Below are 18,110 nucleotides of genomic sequence, written 5' to 3' on the forward strand. Positions count from 1 at the left end.
TGCCACATGGAATTTTGCATAAAAAATTTTCATTGCTTTGGGTGTGAATTTGCTCGAAAATTTTTATGGTCATTTCATAACAAATTAAAATTTTGCATTAATACCAAATGTTACTGCTTTGCTATTCGGGTACGAAGCCCAGTCAACCCCAATACGGGAAGCATCCCATCCAAAGCTGTTCACTTCGGGATCGTAACCCGAATACCTGGTAAGCAGCCATAGATTTTTACCGGTTACCGAAAAAGTAATCTGCTTTAAGAATTTAGATTTCAATGGCAGATCATAATTGAGATTGACAGTTGACAGCCTTAGATAGCTGCCGTCCTCTACCAATCGGTCGCTAAAACGTGTTTCTTCATAGTTTAGCCGGGGATACTCATTACTGGGATTAGTAGCAGTCCATGCATTGTAATAGCTGCTGGCCAGAATGTTACCCAAACCATTTGTATTAGTTAAACGCAGCATATTGCCATTTACAATTTCATTACCGTAGCTGCCGTTAAAAAATGCATTGAGCGAAATTTTCTTATACGAGAAGTTAAAGCCGAAACCATAAATAAAATCAGGATTGGGGTTACCTAAAATCACTCTGTCATCGTCGGTAATATTGTTGTCTCCGTTTTGGTCAACATAACGGATATTACCAGGTACTATTGCTGTGCCATAATATTTCTGACTGGCTATATCGTCTGTGTTTTGCCAGATGCCCTTGCTTTGCAAGCCGTAAAATAATCCAAGAGGACGACCTTCAATAAATACATTGGCAGGCATTTTAAAGAACGGACTGTTTGAAACTGCCGCGCCATAATAATATGAAACGTTTGTTAAGGTTCCTAAAGTGGTGGGGGTTAAACCCAGGTCTAATATTTTATTGCGGTTAAAGCTAAGGTTGGCATTTGCTCCAAATTTAAAGTCGCCTTTGTCTATTATATTGGCGTTTGCCGAAAATTCCAAACCCCTGTTTTCTAAGCTACCATAGTTTTGGGCGATGGTGGCATAAGCCGCTGAGTATGGCAGGGTAAAGTTTTGAAGCAGATCCGTTGTTTTTTTATAATAAGCGTCAACTGTAAACGTCAGATTGTTACCAAACACACCTATATCTAAACCGGCATTTACCTGTGAAGTGCTTTCCCATTTCAAATCGGTATTCCCTACATTTTGGGGGCGCACTCCTATTAAAAAGCCACCGCCATTGGGGTTAGGATATTGGGTAGCGCCGTATTTAACAATGGTGCTGTAGGGCCTGATACCCTGATTACCCGTAATACCAAAGCCTATACGTAGTTTTAAATCAGATATTTGTTCTACATTTTTAAGAAAATGTTCCTGTTTTGCGCGCCAGGCAAACGAGGCAGACGGGAAATAGGCAAACTTATTACTGCCTGAAAATTTACTGCTGCCATCAGCCCTGCCGGTTAAGGTAAAAAGATACTTGTTATTATAAGTATAATTTAAACGGGCCAGCGCCGAAAATATCTCGATTACACTTTCGTCGGGAATGGTAAGAGACAGATCGCTGCCATAGCCAAAACCGTCGGTAGTAAGCTCATAAGAGAAAAACCGTTTGTTCAGGTACGCCGTGTTCATTAAATGGTCGTGGTTATAGGTTAACCCTACAGTGCCGTTGAACTGGTGCTTTTTGTTTCCTTTTCTAAACATCAGCAAGCTTTCGCCCGAATAAAAAGTTCTGTTCATGTTGCCAATACCTAATTGACCATTACTAAGCCCACCCAAATAGGTACTAGGGCCATACCAGCGCGCCCTGTCTTTATTACGGTTACTGCCAGCCATATTTAACCTGTAGGTGAAGGTTGGAGATATTTTATAGCTTAATGATAAATTTCCCTGGAAGCGAAGCTCTTTGCTGATATCGGCATAATCATTGATCCATGACGTTGGATTGGCCCACAAAGCTTCATCATTATTGCCGTCATCTGTTTTGGGTTTAAAAAAAGGTTGTGCATAAACCAATTGCTGTATCATACTGGATTGTGAAGAACCCAACGGCTCGGTACCAGAAGTCATATTGTTTACTTGGTAGCCCGAACTCAAATTGAACGTCAGATCAAGTTTTGAAGTGAGCTTTTGGGTAAGGTTTAATCTTATGTCACCTACTTTAGCACCGGTATTTTCTAAAACACCCTGGGTATTAATGTAACCGGCAGATAAATAATAGATCGTATTTTTATCTTTAGAACCACCCGAAACCGATATACGGTGGTTTTGGGTAATACCGGTTTTAATCAGTTGTTTTTGCCAGTTTACCGAGGTTACGGTATCTGGATCATACCTTGGAGCAGTATTGCCTCTTGCCAATAAAACATCGTTGATGTACCTGGCATAGCCAGGGCCATCTAGCACCTCGTAAAATCTACCCGGCATTGATAGCTGGGTATTAGTGGATAAGATAAACTGTGCATTGCCGGCCCTGCCTTTTTTAGTAGTAATAATAATAACGCCATTCGCACCCCTGGAGCCATAAATTGCCGTTGCCGATGCATCTTTAAGCACTTCAATACTTTCAATATCCTGTGTATTTAATCCAGAGAGCCCATTTTGAGCCTCCTGGCCATTGTTGGCCCCGGGACTCATCGACAGGTTATCATCTGTTACCGAGCTCATAATTACCCCATCAATTACATATAAAGGTTCATTATCAGATCGCAGAGAGTTGGTTCCTCTAATGCGCACTGATGCAATACCGCCCGGGGCGGAACTACTGGTAGTTACCTGTACACCGGCCGCCCTTCCTTTCAAAAGCTCATCTACAGTATTAAACTGTATGGCATCCTGCTGCGAGGTTTTTACTGTTGCAATTGCCCCGGTAAGATCTTTTCTGGCAACTTCGCCGTACCCGATCACCACAATTTCTGATAGGTCTTGTATTGATGGTGTCATGCTGAGGTTAATAATTGTTTTGCCTGCAGTACTTACTTCCTGGCTTTGGTAGCCTTGGAACGAATATACCAGCGTAACCCCGTTTGATGGAAGTTTGATGGTGTAATTGCCTTTTCCATCGCTTAGAGTTCCGTTGACAGAGCCCTTTATCTTAATGCTCACGCCGTGCATTGCAAGGCCTTGTTCATCTTTAATGCTGCCAGTTACAGTTTTGGTTTGGGCTTTAACCGTGATGTTCATTAAAACAAAGAGAATGCAGGTTAAATATTCCTTAGCAATCAATCGTTTTTTAAACCAATGTTTCATGTGCTTAGGTTTAAATGGTTTTTAAATATGACAAGTTTACATGGAACTCAAAAAAGAGTTACAATTCGAACAGGGGCAAATTTAACAGCATGTGCCCCTTTAGGGGGTTGAATCCTGGTTCAGTTTGGTTGAATTGCTGTTCAATTTCTGGCTTTGACGTATAGTTTAGCATAAAGCAGACAGGCAAAGAGCAATAGGATTTATTTTTTAAATTCTATGGTATCTGTAAGATCTTTTTATTTTTAGTATTCATTAATCCTTCCATAACGGCGCGCTGTATATTGCACAGATGCTGCCGGTGTCTGAAGCCATTTATTAAAAAGCCTCTAACAGCTCAGCAGGTAAGTAATTAAACTTTTCTTCCCCGCCATCATATTTTCTTTACGTTTTGAAAAAACAGGTCTTGAACAGATTTTACACTTTTTAGAACGATTGTTAAACCTGCCGGCCTTAATTGCTTAAAATTGTGTTGCTGAATGAAAGTATCAAATGAATCATAAGCTTAAAATAGAATTTGTTTGAAAAAAAGTAAAATAGGATGCAGTGTATACAGCTAAAATAGAAGCGCTTAAAAAAGAAATTAGATTATAGCTCCGCCTGCGTCGGATTATGATAGTTGCGACAGATTCCTACAACAGACCCCGCAGCCGGGCAACGCTTCAGTACCTCCTATATAAAAATGAAATGTTTGCTATTGCAGCTAAAAATATTCCTCTTTACTGACTGACCGTGCCTGTCCATACCTTTATCTCGCTCCCGGAGAGCAATATTGCCTCAGGTAACTGGTAAATAAGGTAGACAAGTGTTCTGTAGTGCCCTCTCCTTCTGATATGCTGTGCGATCGGTTAGGATAGCTCATCAGCTGAAACTGTTTATTGTATTTTATCAGTTCATTGATCAGCATATCGGCATTATTATAATGTACATTATCATCGCCGGTGCCATGTATATATAATAGATTTCCCTTTAAGTTTTTGGCATGTGAAACAGGAGAGCCTTTTATATAAGGCGTTTCATCCTGCTGCGGTATACCCGAATAACGTTCCTGGTAAATATTATCATAAGTACGCTGGTTACCCACTGCCGCCACCGCAATACCTGTTTTATAAATTTCAGGAAACTGGAACATAAGGTTTAAAGTAGTAGAGCCTCCACCACTCCAGCCCCATACAGCTACCCGGCTGCTGTCTATATACGGCCTCTTCAAAAGCTCTCTGGCCGCCATTGCCTGATCATGAATATTCAATATACCAATATTTTTATACAGCGATTTGCGCCATGCTCTGCCCTTAGGCACAGGGGTACCCCTGCTGTCAACCGATATATAGATATAACCGTCTCTTGCCATATCTCCATTATATAAAAAATTACGCCCTGCGCCGTAAGCATCTTTTACGGTTTGTCCCCAGGGCTCGGTGTATACATAAAATACTACAGGATATTTTTTTGAAGGGTCGAAGCCGGCAGGTTTTGCCATCCAGGCATCCATCTGTACGCCGTCTGCGGTTGTAATAGTAATAAATTCAATATTTGATTTCAATTTATCCGCGGCTGCAATAGCTTCATCCACTTTGCCGGTGCCTGCTATGGCTTTATGGCCGGGCAGCGTAATCCATTCTCTTACCGGCCGAATGTAATAATTGGAAAACTGGTGTACCGCGAACTTTGCACCGGGCGACAGCTCATAATTATTAGTACCGGTATAAGATAAAGGCGTTAAAAGCTCCGGGGTTCCTTTGCCGCTTAATTTAGTACGGTATAAATATTTTTGGGTGGCGTTTTCCGGCGAAGCATGAAAATAAATGTAACCGTTGGCTTCATCAATAGCTGCAATATCCATTACATCATACCTGCCACTGGTAACCAGGGTTTCTCTTTTCCCGTCCCTGCTTACCCTGTACAAATGACGCCAGCCGTCTTTTTCAGATGCCCACAGAAACTCTTTTCCATCATTCAGCCAGTCCCAGCCGCCGTTGGCATAATCTTCATCCCAGTTAGGAGCAATATCAATCCAGGCGCTGTCTTTTTCGGTATATATCGTTCTGACGCTTCCTTTTTCAACATCGCATAACATCAGGTTACTTTCATTCTGCTGCCGGTTCAGGTGCTGAATGATCAGTTCTTTATTATTTGCGGCCCATTCCATACGCGGTACATACGATCCCCAAACAGCATTATCCGGTACATTCATCCATCGCGTCTCAGCTCCGCTAACAGCAACTATACCAATCTTAAATATAGAGGGTTTTTCACCTGCAACCGGGTATTCAATAGGGATCAGGCCGGGATAAATAGAATCAGTATTATTGACCATATTGTACACTTTGGTATCGCCTGTTATTATTTTCCAGTAGGCGATCTTTTTGCTGTCGGGCGCCCATCTGAAACCATCCCTGCAAAAAAACTCTTCTTCATACGCCCAGTCGAACGTGCCATTGATATTTTTCCTGTCACCACCTGTAGTTAATGCCGTAATACGTCCCGTGGCCAGGTCTTCCACATACAGATTATAATCGCTAACATACGCCACTTTCGTATTGTCGGGGGATAGCTTGGCAAACATAAGAGATGACGAGGGCCGCCCTTTCCCCAACTGCTGCAAACGCGCCGACACCCTGTCATATACCCAATAATCCCCACGTGTATCCTGCCGCCACACTTTTTGTGTATTATTATAAATAAGCACTTTCGATTCATCGGCGCTTACCATGAAGCTTCTGATAGCAATAGCAGCGGCAGAGCCGGCAGGAGTAAGCTTTTCTTTAGCAACCAGGATGGTTTTTGAAAGATCAGGTAACGTAATCTTTACAATGGCGTTATCTGCTATCTCATAATAGGAGGACCCATCGGCCGACCAGTTAACTGACTGCGCAATACCCTGAATAAAAATAACCAGGAGCAGGCAAAGGGAATAAAAACGTTTGAACATGCAAAAATATTTTTATGAATGTGCGAAGCGAATGTACATATTGATCGATAAATATTTTTTATAAATTAATGAACGACATTGTTACCCGGTTGCCAATGATAAAAAATCATGTGCTACTTTTGCCGGAATGCAGCAAAAAACAGGAAAAATTTCTTTAAAAGATATTGCCCGTGAAGTAGGCGTATCAGCAGCGTTGGTTTCCTATGTGCTGAACAACCGTTTTGAAAACAGGATCAGCAAAGAGGTTGCTGATAAAATAAGAAAGACGGCAAAAAAACTACAATACCAGCCCAACCAGATCGCCAAAAGCTTAAAGACCCGCAGAACCTTTACTATAGGTCTGGTGGTGGCAGATATAGCCAATCCCTTTTCTTCTTCACTGGCAAGGATCATAGAAGATGAAGGGGCTAAATACGGCTATACCGTAATTTTTGGCAGCTCTGATGAAGATATCAACCGCTTTGAAAAGCTGATCCATACTTTTTTGAACAGGCAGGTAGATGGCTTGATCCTGCTGCCCCCTGAAGGCGCCGAAGAGCAGATCACCCGTTTAAAAAATATACATTTTCCTTTTGTAATTGTTGACAGGTATTTCCCGAAAATCGACGCCCACTATGTGAACGTAAATAACGTTAAAGCCGCCTATGATGCTGTAAAGCTCTTGATTGATAATGGCAAAAAAAGGATAGGGCTGATCAACTATAAAACCGAGCTCTACCACTTAAACGACCGCACAAAAGGGTATACCAGGGCTTTAAAAGAGGCAAAAATCACTCCTGATAAAAGCCTGGTAAAAAAGGTGGGGATCGATAATGACCCAGCAGAAATCATCAGGGCTGTGGCGTCCCTGCTCTCAGCACCTGCGGCAGATGCGATATTATTTGCCTCTAACAGGATTGCCGTACACGCATTGATGTACCTTCAGCAGCAAAGTATCGCTATACCCGCATCATTGCAGGTAATAGCCTTTGACGAGCAGGAGGTTTTTGATTTCTACCAGCCGCAGGTGACGTTTGTAAAACAGCCCATGCTGCAGTTAGGCCAAATAGCCACCGACCTGTTGATCGATAGTATTACAAAAAACAAAATGGAGCAGCAGGTTTTCATTCCGGCAGAAATTGTAAAACGGGGCTCCACAGGCCACTAAAAGTTATGCATACTTGCTGATAACAGGCGTAAATGCTATTGCATTATTATTGTTATTAGCGCTATAGCAGTCCCTGCTTTGCTGACCGTTCAGCAAAAGCTGCTCAATATCACCCCATGAATATACCCGCGTATGTTTGCCTGCATCAGCCAACTGGTTATGCGGCTGTGTAAACAATATAGTTCTGCCCTTAAAATAATCCAGGTTTTTGAAATGATCATCTATCATGATATCGGCACTGATCATTGTTTTTTTTCCGCAAAAAACCATTTGCTGCCAGTTAATAAAAGGGAAATGTTCGTTCAGCCATTCCTGTTTTTCTGTTAAGGATTGCGGAAACTCCGTAGCCGAGGAAACAATGAACAATTCATACGCTTTATTCAGTTTATATAAAACTTCCTGGCTTCCGGGTATTACCGGCATATTTCTGAAAAAACCCGGCTGGTAAAGATAGGTCCTTGCATGTTCAAAAGTTTCATCTTCTGTTCTCCCTACCCCATCCGCAACCGTTTTTCTGGTACCGGTATCGGCATATTCATAACTGATAAACTGTTCAAAACAATCGGCCAGCACTCCATCCATATCTACTGCTATTCTTTTCATGTTGCTTGAATTTATGAGTTCAAAATATTAAATTTTATTGATCAGAAACCCGATGCAAAAATACACATTTTGTTTAATCGATTAAACAAAATGTGTATTTTTGCATCCAATCAATAGCTAATGTTATGCCTGCCATTGTACAAAATGTTGATTATGAACAAAAAACTATTTTCGTTAGCATTAGGTGGCTTGGGCATTGGCACTACTGAGTTCATTGTAATGGGGCTCATGCAGGATATAGCCCGTTCCCTGCATATAAGTATCCCTATGGCAGGTTATTTAATTTCAGCTTATGCGCTGGGTGTAATAGTCGGTGCTCCGCTTCTGGTTGCAGTTTCTGTAAAGTATAATCCCAAAAAAGTACTGATCGGCTTAATGGTATTATTTACATTCTTTAATGGCATTTCTGCAGCTGCACCCGATTTTTATAGTTTGCTTTTTGCCCGGTTTTTTTCGGGGCTTCCCCACGGTGCTTTTTTTGGCATTGGTGCTGTTGTAGCTTCAAAAATGGCGAAGGCTGGTAAACAGGCTCAGGCCATATCCATGATGTTTGCGGGGCTTACTGTTGCCAACCTTGCTATGGTTCCATTGGTTACTTACCTGGGGCATGAGTACAGCTGGAGGCTTGCTTTTATTATAGTAGGTACGATTGGCCTTATCACCATTTTTTTTCTTAAAATGTGGTTACCTTCTATTTCCATGGAGGGGCAAAGCAATATAAAGGAAGAGCTTCGTTTTTTTAAAACCAAAAAAGCCTGGCATATTTTATTGATTACTGCTGTGGGATTTGGAGGACTGTTTGCATGGTTTAGCTATATTTCCCCGCTTATGACGCATGTATCGGGCTTTTCTATGAAATCCGTTTCTTATATCATGCTGATCGCCGGTGCAGGTATGGTTGCAGGGAACTTAATAGGTGGTATTATGGCCGATAAAATGGCTCCTGAAAAAGCCAGTGCGGTTCTGCTAATAGCCCTGGTAATAGCATTAACAGGGGTATTTCTGTTTTCGGACAACCAGGTTGCGTCTATGCTGCTTACCTTTATTTGCGGGGCATTGGCCATGGCAGTGGGCTCGCCCATCAATATATTAATGATACGGTCAGCAGAAAAATCAGCAATGATGGGCGCCGCATTTATGCAGGCCGCATTTAATATGGCTAATTCAATAGGCGCTTATTTTGGCGGTTTACCCATTGCGTTTGGACTGGGCTATAATTATCCTTCTTTTATTGGTGCTCTTATGGCTTTTACAGGATTTTTGCTCACTGTCAGATTCATACTAAAATACAGCCGCCATGCGAAAGGTAAATCACAGCTGGCCCTAAACTAATCCTGTATATTGCTGATAATGAGTTGCTGAACTTCTTTCATCTGTTCATCACTATACTTTAATTTAGGCTGTACAAAATTAAGGTCGTTTGCGTCATTTATAGGAATGAGGTGTACATGTGCATGCGGCACTTCAATACCCACCACACTAACACCGCAGCGGTTGCAGTCAAAAGATCTTTCAATAGCTTTTGCAATGGGTTTGGCAAAAATGAGCAATTCAGACAAATAATCATCCGGTACATCAAACAGATTGTCCACCTCGGTTTTAGGAACTACCAGTACATGCCCTTTACGTAACGGCATAATATCCAGAAAAGCTATAAACTTATCGTTTTCTGCAATCTTATATGATGGAATATCCCCGGCAATAATTTTTGAAAATATAGTCATTGTATATATTATTTGTACGATGAAATTACAATAAAAAAAACCGGCCTCAGCCGGTTCCATGTAAAAAAAATCAGGTCAGATGCTGATCTCCTCCACCCTGAACTGGATCAGGCCGGCGGGGGCCTGCACATCGGCTACCTCTCCGGGCTCTTTACCCAAGATGCCTCTACCGATAGGTGAGCTTACTGATATTTTCCCCGCTTTCAGATCAGCCTCCTGCTCACTTACCAATTGATAAGTAACTTCTTTTTTAGTTTTAAGATTAGTCAGCTTTACTTTCGTTAAAATAGAAACCTTGCTGGTATCGATAGTGCTCTCATCCACTATACGGGCGTTTGCCAATGCTCCTTCCAGGGCTGCAATTTTTGCCTCAAGAAGGCCCTGTGCCTCTTTGGCCGCATCGTATTCTGCATTTTCCTTTAAATCTCCTTTTTCACGCGCTTCGGCAATGGCTTTACTGGCAGCAGGACGTTCAACACCCTTCATGTGCTGTAATTCTTCCTTCATCTGTTCCAGCGTCTCTTTCGTTACATACTGAATAGCACTCATAACTGGTCTTTTTATATTAAACAAAAAAAATAACAACGCCCCGGAATGCTACCAGAGCGTTGCTATTAATTATTACAAATATAATGAAAGTTGCTGTTTAAACCAACAAAGGATTTGTTAAAGAAACTTTATATGAAACCCAGTTTTTCGAGTATTACGGTTGCCATTTTCAGGAAAGCCTCGTGGCTGTAACCTGCAATATGCGGGGTTACTATCACATTACCGAAAGACAGCAATTCATCTAATTGCTTCTTTTCAGCACTGGTGTAAGTATTTAGCTTTTCATTTTCCAGCACGTCAAGGCAGGCCCCGCCTATTTGCCCGCGATGCAAACCATTGATAAGATCGGCTGTATGAACTACCTTGCCCCTGCAGGCGCTCATTATAACCGGCTTCTTTTCTACCCGCTGCAAAAAAGCTTCGTTGAGCATATGATAAGTTTCGCTGGTCAGCGGCACACAAAAAGTAATTACATCGGCCTCCTTCCATATTTCTTCCAGCGATGCTTCTTTAATATACCCTGTCGCAAAACCACTTTTGTATTTATCATACGCCAGTACAGTTACCCCGAACGGCTCCAGCAGCTTTGCAAAAGAGCTACCTGTATTGCCAAAGCCTATGATACCTACTGTTTTCCCTTTCAGCTCGGTTCCCCTGTTCTCATTGCGCAGCCAGATACCCTGCTTCACCTGTGGGATGGCAATATTCATTTTATTCAGCAGCATTAATAGTAAACCCAGCAAATGCTCTGCCACGGCATTGCGGTTCCCTTCGGGGCTGCTTACACATACTATGCCTTTACTTTCTGCATAAGGAACATCTACCAGCTCCATACCACTGCCCAGCCTTCCTATCCATTCCAACTGCGGCATGGCATCAATCAGCTCCTTGTCGACCTTTATACGGGTAGTCAGTACCAGCCCCGCCACATCGTTTCCCGATGTTTTCAATTCATCATAGCTTATTTTGGGATTATACAAAACATCCAAACCTTTTTCGGTTAATACCTGCTGTAATACAGGATGAGCATTGCCCGTAATGATCACTTTTTTCATCTGATAGAAATTCTTATTTCATTTTAAAAGTAAGCGCTGCAAAATCTTTTACAGTCAGCTGCTCAGCCCTTTGGTTAAAAAGAGGATCGGTTAAAATATCTTCTTCAAATAATGACCTTACAGCGTTTCGTAATGTTTTGCGCCTTTGATTAAAAGCCGTTTTCACCAGGTTGAAAAAATGCTTTCTGCTTTTCATCAGTTCTACATCGTGTTTCCTGTACATTTTGATAACACCACTTTTAACTTTGGGAGGAGGTGTAAAACAGCTTTCAGGTACATCAAACAAATACTTCACCTCATAAAAAGCCTGTACCAAAACACTAAGAACCCCATACACTTTATTACCCGAAGGCGCTGCCACCCGCTGGGCTACCTCCTTTTGAAACATGCCTATAACCACAGGCACCTGGTCCTTCCAGTCTAACACTTTAAAAAGGATCTGGGTGGAAATATTGTAGGGAAAATTACCCACAACCGTAAACATTCCTTCAAAAGGCGGCTCGGCATCCAGGAAGCTTTGGTGAATGATTTTACCGGCCAGCTCGGGATAAGCAGCCAGCAGGTACGATACTTTCTCCTCATCTACTTCAATGGCCTTAAAATGAATATGAGTAAAATTTTTTAAATACTTGGTAAGCGCACCGCCACCCGGCCCTACTTCCAGTAGCTGAGATAAAGTATCCGGTTCCAAAGCCGCCACAATCTTCCGGCAAATATTCTCATCTTTAAGAAAATGCTGCCCCAAAGACTTTTTTAGCACGTACATAACGCAAAGATAACTGTATGAACCTGCCTAAAAAATAATGCTTATTTTTACAAATACTTTTTTTATATGAATACAAATAAACCGGTAATTGGAATTTCCTGCGGAGATGTTAATGGTATCGGCATTGAGCTGATCGTTAAAGCTTTTTCTGATACAAGGATCTCAGAAATATGCACTCCTGTTATTTTTGCTAATAATAAGGTGATTAATTTTTACCGGAAATCTGTTGGAGACGCCAATTTTTCTTTTAATATTCTAAAAGATTTTTCAAGGATCAACACCAGGCAGGTAAATATTTTTAATTGCTGGGAGGAGGATATTACCATCACCCCGGGCATATTGAACGAAACGGGAGGAAAGTATGCCGTTATTTCTCTGCAGGCCGCTGTTCAAGCCTTACAGGAACAGCATATTGCAGGTTTGGTCACCGCACCCATCCATAAAAGTAATGTGCAGGGCGCCGCGTTTGCTTATACCGGTCATACGCCTTATTTAAAAGATGCTTTTGAAGCAAAAGATGTGGTAATGATGATGTGCGCACAAAATATGCGCGTAGCGCTGGTTACTGAGCATGTGCCTGTTAAAGACGTGGCCAGCCATTTAAATGTGGCCGCTATTTTAAGCAAACTAAACCTCGTGCAGGCTTCGCTGCAAACAGATTTTGGCATAAACAAACCCCGTATAGCCGTGCTGGGGCTTAATCCGCATGCAGGAGATGAGGGGCTGATAGGCGATGAAGAGCAATCGATCATCATTCCTGCCATTAAAGAAGCTAAAAACCGTAACATGCTTGTTTTCGGGCCTTATAGCGCCGATGCTTTCTTTGCGCGGGGACATTATGAAAAATTTGATGCCGTGTTAGCTATGTACCACGACCAGGGGCTGATCCCCTTTAAATCACTTGCTGTTGGCGAAGGCATTAATTATACAGCGGGTTTACAGGTAGTGCGCACATCGCCCGATCATGGTGTAGCATTTGATATTGCAGGTAAAGGCACGGCCTCTCCCTTTTCTTTTTTAGAAGCTGTTTACAGCTGCGTAGATATTATCAGGCACCGGGAAGAATATAACAGCCAGCGCATGAATCCCATTAAAAAAGTAATGCCGGAGGTTACTGCTAAATTAGTAGATGAAAAAATAGAAGAATAAAGACGATTGTTGCCTCTTTTGGGTAACCGGGAGATGATTTTAATTGGCTGTGGTAACCAATGCACCGTTTTTTTCCTGGTTTACCGTATGCAGCACGCTCAAAACCGCCGGGGTAACAGAAGCCATCAGGAAATGCACGGTACTGCTTCTTACATTGGTTTTCCGGGAAATTTCCTCTATCGTATGCACCAGGCCAACACCGAATATCTCAGAGTTAATGCCTCTTCCCTTTTCTAGGATGTTCAGGTCGGGGTTAAAGACTGCTGCAAAGTTTAAAAAGGAGCATTCTTTTCCGATTCTGAAAAATTCATCGGCCTTTTTATGATATGAATTCTGGGCATGCAATGCCGAAACAGTTGCTTCAGTAATTAAATCAATTACTTCCCTGATATAGGTGGGAGGCTCTTTAAAATAGGTGCTGGCAGATGATATCAGGTCATTTTCTTTACTCAATTGTAATATAACACGGCTTTTAAAGTCCATAACCAGGTAATAACTGACATTAATTTGGTTGAAAAAGAAGAGGGGCGAACGTATGACCTGGAAAAGCCCCGTTGCCCACTCTAAGCCCTCTAAACCGCTGTAAAAGTATTGTGATACGAGGTATTTTTGGGTCAATATTCGATGAACTGGCTGGTTTTCAAGATGAATGACCCTTTTTTTTAGATTAAGGAGTTTTAGAGGGCATCAATATCGGGCAAAACGGTCCAATAAAAAACAACCACTCTTCTGCGTTCATCATTCTCTGTGTAGTCGGTAATATTTTTAAACGGCAATGCCTGGCCCCTGCCATAGCTGATATAGCCGATATTCAGCCGTTCAGGACTGGCAAATTTATTGGCATTGTTCCTTATTACAATTTTCAGATTGCGCAGCAACTCCTGGGCCCGCAGATCGGAAAGAGCCAGGTTAAGCGCTGCATTATCGGGCTCAGGAAGTGCCAGGTACTCTTTCAGTTCCGTATACAGTTTCGTGGAGGGATTTACAGGAACCCCATCTGCATAGCCAACAATTACAAGATGTGCAGTACGCTTAATATCGGTATAACGGTTAGATAGTGCAGCCATTGAGTCTATAGCCGGCATAAAGGCACTGCTTACCAGGTTAAAGCCAGATGGCAAAATTTTATACACCCCGGGCTGGAAAAAAGCGCCCATACCATATTTCTGAAAAGCATTGACCTTTACAGCTTCGCTTAACAACTCATAAATACGATCTCTGGTACCGTTCTTTAGATAAAACGAATCCAGCCCTTCAACATGCGGTTGCACATGCTTCCTGTAATTACTTTTTGTAAAGTTCGATCGCTTATCCAGGAAAAACGCCACGGCCGCAATTGTTTTCTGATTTTTTTCAAGGTCTCTGCGCAAACTGGAAATTATTTCAGCAAATGTGCCACTGATCAGACTATCAACGGTTTGATTGTCAGTCTTTTGCCGCACGCTCTCCTGTAACTTTTTAAGAGATTCAGCATCTTCACGAACAAGATTTTTAGCTTCCTCCACATTTTGGTGGATAGCAGACATTCTTTTTTGTATGCCACAGGAAGCCACCAGTATGCCTGATAATAAACAGATATATAAATATTTCCTATCCATATATTACTGGGGTAGCGGTTTAATTGTAAATCCGTGGGTAGTGGTGGGCGTTGCGTTTATTTTATTGATTTTATTTTTTAAGATCCTGGAATAAACAAGCTTCCTTTCGGGCGTTGTATTTACAGCAGTATCTGTTGTTTGCAGGTTGCCCTCGCCTTTCCTGTTTAATGTAATATTAATTAAATTAACGTTTTCACCAATCTGGAAGTCATGGGAGGACAATAAAAGCTCATCGGCAAAAATATTCTCTGGCATCGATAGCAGGCTGCCTGATATGGAGCGGTCCGTATCCGGTGCCTTCCAGCCATACAGCATTACCAGCAGCAGGAGTATAGTGCCTACCCATAAAACAATCAAAGAAGAAGATGCCCCTTTTTCATATAATGCTTTATTCTTTAACATCATGGTGCAAAGTACTGTGAATTAATACATCCATTTCCTCAATAAACCCTGTAGCTTCATTTGTGTTTATTTCGTTATCATGTATCAGGCTACGCCCTTTTTCCATTAATATTTTATATACCTCGTGATCGGGACCCAAAGAGGAAAAGGTAGATTTCATCCGGTGCAGGATACGCCCTGCCTCGTCTTTATTTTGCAGCCTGCAGGCTGCAAACAGATCATTTTTATCTTTACTCCATTGCAGGTTCATCTCCTGCAGTATCTCGTTTAATACCTCAGGATCATCGCCCACAATTTCCCGTAAAAAATCCAGGCTGCTGCCATTTTGATTATTGCTGATGCTCACTGCTTCATTTTCTGTATTGTTAAGAAAAGACAACATTTTCTGAATTAAAAGTTGTTCATCCACAGGTTTTCCCATGTAATCGGTAAAGCCTGCATCCAAACACTTCTGCACTTCACTTTCAGAAGCATATGCCGTCATAGCAATTACCGGCGTTTTTAAATACAGCTCGTTTCTTAATAAGCTAATAGCCGTATAACCATCCATTACGGGCATTTGGATGTCCATAAGAATAAGATCGAAAGATTCTTTTCTCAAAATAGCAACGGCATCCTTCCCGTTATCCATCATCCGGGGCTGCAAATTATGTTTGCTGAAAATATGCTTTAATAATATCTGGTTGGCCTTATTATCCTCTACCACCAGCACTTTATAATTTTTAAACGAGTAAAACGTATCTGCTGCTTTTTCCGGCTTTTGCTCAATAGCATCTGACTTCTCCAATATACAGGTAAAATTAAATTCAGAACCCTCATTAACATGGCTGTATACAGAGATAGAACCACCCATCCTTTCTACCAGGTTTTTTACAATTGTCAGTCCCAAGCCCGTACCTCCATGCTGCCGTTGCGCTCCATGCTCCAGTTGTTCAAATCTTTCAAAAATGGTTTCGATTTTATCTTTAGGAATGCCTATACCACTATCTTTTACCGTAAAGCTTAATTTATAGTACTTTGTTTCTTCATCTATCCATACAATTCCGGCACTTACCTCGATACCTCCTTCGGTTGTGAATTTTATAGCGTTGCTGATGAGGTTTACAAAAATTTGCTGCAACCTGTCCGGATCACCAATTACATATTTTGGAATACGCTCGTTAATACTATACTTATATGAAAGTCTTTTGTCCTGCACAGAAGCAGAAAACATTTTCTGCAGGTTGCCTAAAAGATCGTACAGATTAAAAGGCCGGTGCGCAATGGTAAGCTTCCCAGCTTCTATTTTAGAAATATCCAGTACATCGTTAACAATATACAGGAGGTTATAACCGCTTGATCTTATTATCTCCACATATTCTTTTTGCTGCTCGTTCAGGTCTGTTTTATCAAGCAGGTTTCCAAATCCTATTAATGCATTTAAAGGCGTTCTCAGCTCATGGCTCATATTAGCCAGGAACTCCTCCTTGGCATTTTTACTTTTAAGCGCTGCCAGCTCCGCCTCTTTCAGTTCCTCTATCAGCTTAAGCTGCTGCGATTGCCTGCGTATAATTATAGTGGCCAATGCAAGAATAGCAATAATAGAAAACAAAGCCAGCACCCTGTTTAATATTGATAACTTACCTGCCTGCTCAGAATTTCTATATAAAGTATGCTGAAGATTATTATTGAGCGCTTCCTGCAGCTTCAGGCAGTTTTTATACACCTTATCCCCCGGCCCCAGCGACCACAACGAATCCCTGAAAAGTTTTAACTGCGCACTATTTGCATTTCGCATGGCAGCAATTATTTGCTCAGAAATATGTACCTGCGAATCAATAATCTCATTTATAGCTTCTGACGTGCTTCCTTCCTGGAAAGTAGCAGTACTTAATATGCTGGCGTTATAGCCCAATAAGAGCAGAGAGTCATTAACAGACTGAAAGCGGGATTTTCCCAGCAGCTCATTTTTTTTTAGCTTGCTTTCCAGATCAAAGGAAAGATTTACTAATTCCTGGATCTTATTGTTTAACCGGAAGGTTTCTACCGCTTTACGGTTTCCTGTAGTTAATGCAGTGGTGGATGTATTGGTAAATATCTGGGTGACAACTATCAGCGCTATCAATGTTAACGCTAAAATCACTATAAAAAAGAATGAGACGCCTCTTTTACTCATTTTAAAATTCATTAAAGCAATTGCAGGCTTTTCAGAAGCGCATCTTTATTCGATTCCGAAATAGGAATGGCCTGGCCATGTACATATACGATCCTGTCTTCGATATAGTCAATCTTATCCAGGGCTATAGTATAGCTTCTATGTATACGCATAAAATTTTGAGAAGGCAGCTTCTCTTCAATTGTCTTTAAACTGCCATGTACTACATAGCTCTTTTGCGGAACATGAATTTTGATATAATCTCCTTTAGCCTCAATCCATAAAATATCATTCATGTTCAGCTTCCGGATCACCTTATTATCTTTTACAAAAACAAAATCGGTCGACTCCCCTTTTCCTAATTTTACGTTCTCATTGCTCAGCAGCTCTTTGGCCCGCTCTACCGCATGCAATACCCTGGCCAATGTAAAGGGCTTTACTATATAATCGACCACATTCAGCTCAAATGCTTCAACGGCATATCCCTGTTTGCCTGTTGTAAAAATAGTTAATGGCCGCTTATGCAGCATTCTTAAAAGCTCTAATCCCGAAAGACCCGGCATTTCGATATCGAGAAATAAAATATCAATATCATTATGCTCTATAAAAGTTTTTGCCTTCAGCGGATCATCAAACTCTTCAATAATAGTAATACCATCAATCTTTACCAGGATCTGTTGCAATAACATCCTGGATACTTTGTTATCATCTACAATAAGGCAATTTATGGGGCGTTCCATATTCAGTTTTAATATGGCTAATATACGTATTCCAAAATTAATCAGAACAACACAAGCCTTGCTCGGCGGAACAAGGCTTGTGTAAATAAATCAGTTAAATATTCACCGGA

At 41.4% G+C, this 18,110-nt stretch carries 15 protein-coding genes; 3 read left to right on the plus strand and 12 right to left on the minus strand.

What is annotated here, in order from left to right:
• Positions 1-84: 84 nt before the first annotated feature.
• Positions 85-3,204 carry a SusC/RagA family TonB-linked outer membrane protein gene (locus tag ACYVBM_RS02495; protein ID WP_460684034.1) on the minus strand — a complete coding sequence of 1,040 codons (3,120 nt, stop codon included), beginning with the start codon at positions 3,202-3,204 and terminating at the stop codon, positions 85-87.
• A gap of 745 nt (positions 3,205-3,949) precedes the next feature.
• Positions 3,950-6,133: a S9 family peptidase gene (locus ACYVBM_RS02500; protein WP_460684035.1), complete on the minus strand. Its 2,184-nt coding sequence runs from the start codon at positions 6,131-6,133 to the stop codon at positions 3,950-3,952.
• A gap of 127 nt (positions 6,134-6,260) precedes the next feature.
• Here ACYVBM_RS02500 and ACYVBM_RS02505 point away from each other — a divergent pair, with 127 nt between their 5' ends.
• Positions 6,261-7,280: a LacI family DNA-binding transcriptional regulator gene (locus ACYVBM_RS02505; RefSeq protein WP_460684036.1), complete on the plus strand. Its 1,020-nt coding sequence runs from the start codon at positions 6,261-6,263 to the stop codon at positions 7,278-7,280.
• A 3-nt stretch (positions 7,281-7,283) separates the two neighbouring features.
• On the opposite strand, the gene ACYVBM_RS02510 is transcribed toward ACYVBM_RS02505, so the two are convergent.
• Positions 7,284-7,883 (minus strand): 5' nucleotidase, NT5C type, encoded by a 600-nt coding sequence (locus ACYVBM_RS02510; RefSeq protein ID WP_460684037.1) that lies wholly within the window; start codon positions 7,881-7,883, stop codon positions 7,284-7,286.
• 153 nt (positions 7,884-8,036) lie between these two features.
• On the opposite strand from ACYVBM_RS02510, the gene ACYVBM_RS02515 reads away from it, so the two are divergent.
• Positions 8,037-9,215 carry an MFS transporter gene (locus ACYVBM_RS02515; protein ID WP_460684038.1) on the plus strand — a complete coding sequence of 393 codons (1,179 nt, stop codon included), beginning with the start codon at positions 8,037-8,039 and terminating at the stop codon, positions 9,213-9,215.
• On the opposite strand, the gene ACYVBM_RS02520 is transcribed toward ACYVBM_RS02515, so the two are convergent.
• From ACYVBM_RS02520 to rsmA, 4 genes are all read right to left on the minus strand, one after another.
• A complete protein-coding gene (locus ACYVBM_RS02520) occupies positions 9,212-9,607 on the minus strand; it encodes an HIT family protein (protein WP_460684039.1) in 396 nt (131 codons plus the stop codon). The two genes, ACYVBM_RS02515 and ACYVBM_RS02520, sit on opposite strands and share 4 nt — an antisense overlap.
• 75 nt (positions 9,608-9,682) lie before the next feature.
• The gene (greA, locus tag ACYVBM_RS02525; RefSeq protein WP_460684040.1) at positions 9,683-10,156 is read right to left on the minus strand and encodes a transcription elongation factor GreA; all 474 of its coding nucleotides are present in this window, start codon (positions 10,154-10,156) and stop codon (positions 9,683-9,685) included.
• 128 nt (positions 10,157-10,284) lie between these two features.
• Positions 10,285-11,211 (minus strand): NAD(P)-dependent oxidoreductase, encoded by a 927-nt coding sequence (locus tag ACYVBM_RS02530; RefSeq protein ID WP_460684041.1) that lies wholly within the window; start codon positions 11,209-11,211, stop codon positions 10,285-10,287.
• 13 nt (positions 11,212-11,224) lie between these two features.
• Positions 11,225-11,977, minus strand: coding sequence for a 16S rRNA (adenine(1518)-N(6)/adenine(1519)-N(6))-dimethyltransferase RsmA (gene rsmA / locus ACYVBM_RS02535; RefSeq protein ID WP_460684042.1), 753 nt, complete (start codon positions 11,975-11,977; stop codon positions 11,225-11,227).
• 66 nt (positions 11,978-12,043) lie between these two features.
• Between rsmA and pdxA the strand changes: the two genes are divergently transcribed.
• Positions 12,044-13,126 carry a 4-hydroxythreonine-4-phosphate dehydrogenase PdxA gene (gene pdxA, locus ACYVBM_RS02540; RefSeq protein ID WP_460684043.1) on the plus strand — a complete coding sequence of 361 codons (1,083 nt, stop codon included), beginning with the start codon at positions 12,044-12,046 and terminating at the stop codon, positions 13,124-13,126.
• A gap of 39 nt (positions 13,127-13,165) precedes the next feature.
• Here the strand turns inward: pdxA and ACYVBM_RS02545 are convergent, their stop codons facing one another.
• From ACYVBM_RS02545 to ACYVBM_RS02565, 5 genes are all read right to left on the minus strand, one after another.
• Positions 13,166-13,609, minus strand: a complete 444-nt coding sequence (locus tag ACYVBM_RS02545; protein WP_460684044.1) for a hypothetical protein — start codon at positions 13,607-13,609, stop codon at positions 13,166-13,168.
• Between the two features lie 194 nt (positions 13,610-13,803).
• Positions 13,804-14,724: a hypothetical protein gene (locus tag ACYVBM_RS02550; protein ID WP_460684045.1), complete on the minus strand. Its 921-nt coding sequence runs from the start codon at positions 14,722-14,724 to the stop codon at positions 13,804-13,806.
• 3 nt (positions 14,725-14,727) lie between these two features.
• A complete protein-coding gene (locus tag ACYVBM_RS02555; RefSeq protein ID WP_460684046.1) occupies positions 14,728-15,129 on the minus strand; it encodes a hypothetical protein in 402 nt (133 codons plus the stop codon).
• Positions 15,113-17,281 (minus strand): ATP-binding protein, encoded by a 2,169-nt coding sequence (locus ACYVBM_RS02560; protein WP_460684047.1) that lies wholly within the window; start codon positions 17,279-17,281, stop codon positions 15,113-15,115. The genes ACYVBM_RS02555 and ACYVBM_RS02560 overlap by 17 nt, the downstream gene beginning before the upstream one ends.
• An 11-nt stretch (positions 17,282-17,292) precedes the next feature.
• Positions 17,293-18,000, minus strand: a complete 708-nt coding sequence (locus tag ACYVBM_RS02565; protein WP_460684048.1) for a LytR/AlgR family response regulator transcription factor — start codon at positions 17,998-18,000, stop codon at positions 17,293-17,295.
• Positions 18,001-18,110 lie beyond the last annotated feature (110 nt).

It is taken from the genome of Niabella aquatica (assembly GCF_054779315.1).

Bases quoted from the DNA above. Each gene is read 5' to 3' on its own strand.
- ACYVBM_RS02495 (WP_460684034.1), bottom strand. From the start codon at position 3,204: ATGAAACATTGGTTTAAAAAACGATTGATTGCTAAGGAATATTTAACC.
- ACYVBM_RS02500 (WP_460684035.1), bottom strand. From the start codon at position 6,133: ATGTTCAAACGTTTTTATTCCCTTTGCCTGCTCCTGGTTATTTTTATT.
- ACYVBM_RS02505 (WP_460684036.1), top strand. From the start codon at position 6,261: ATGCAGCAAAAAACAGGAAAAATTTCTTTAAAAGATATTGCCCGTGAA.
- ACYVBM_RS02510 (WP_460684037.1), bottom strand. From the start codon at position 7,883: ATGAAAAGAATAGCAGTAGATATGGATGGAGTGCTGGCCGATTGTTTT.
- ACYVBM_RS02515 (WP_460684038.1), top strand. From the start codon at position 8,037: ATGAACAAAAAACTATTTTCGTTAGCATTAGGTGGCTTGGGCATTGGC.
- ACYVBM_RS02520 (WP_460684039.1), bottom strand. From the start codon at position 9,607: ATGACTATATTTTCAAAAATTATTGCCGGGGATATTCCATCATATAAG.
- greA (WP_460684040.1), bottom strand. From the start codon at position 10,156: ATGAGTGCTATTCAGTATGTAACGAAAGAGACGCTGGAACAGATGAAG.
- ACYVBM_RS02530 (WP_460684041.1), bottom strand. From the start codon at position 11,211: ATGAAAAAAGTGATCATTACGGGCAATGCTCATCCTGTATTACAGCAG.
- rsmA (WP_460684042.1), bottom strand. From the start codon at position 11,977: ATGTACGTGCTAAAAAAGTCTTTGGGGCAGCATTTTCTTAAAGATGAG.
- pdxA (WP_460684043.1), top strand. From the start codon at position 12,044: ATGAATACAAATAAACCGGTAATTGGAATTTCCTGCGGAGATGTTAAT.
- ACYVBM_RS02545 (WP_460684044.1), bottom strand. From the start codon at position 13,609: ATGGACTTTAAAAGCCGTGTTATATTACAATTGAGTAAAGAAAATGAC.
- ACYVBM_RS02550 (WP_460684045.1), bottom strand. From the start codon at position 14,724: ATGGATAGGAAATATTTATATATCTGTTTATTATCAGGCATACTGGTG.
- ACYVBM_RS02555 (WP_460684046.1), bottom strand. From the start codon at position 15,129: ATGATGTTAAAGAATAAAGCATTATATGAAAAAGGGGCATCTTCTTCT.
- ACYVBM_RS02560 (WP_460684047.1), bottom strand. From the start codon at position 17,281: ATGAGTAAAAGAGGCGTCTCATTCTTTTTTATAGTGATTTTAGCGTTA.
- ACYVBM_RS02565 (WP_460684048.1), bottom strand. From the start codon at position 18,000: ATGGAACGCCCCATAAATTGCCTTATTGTAGATGATAACAAAGTATCC.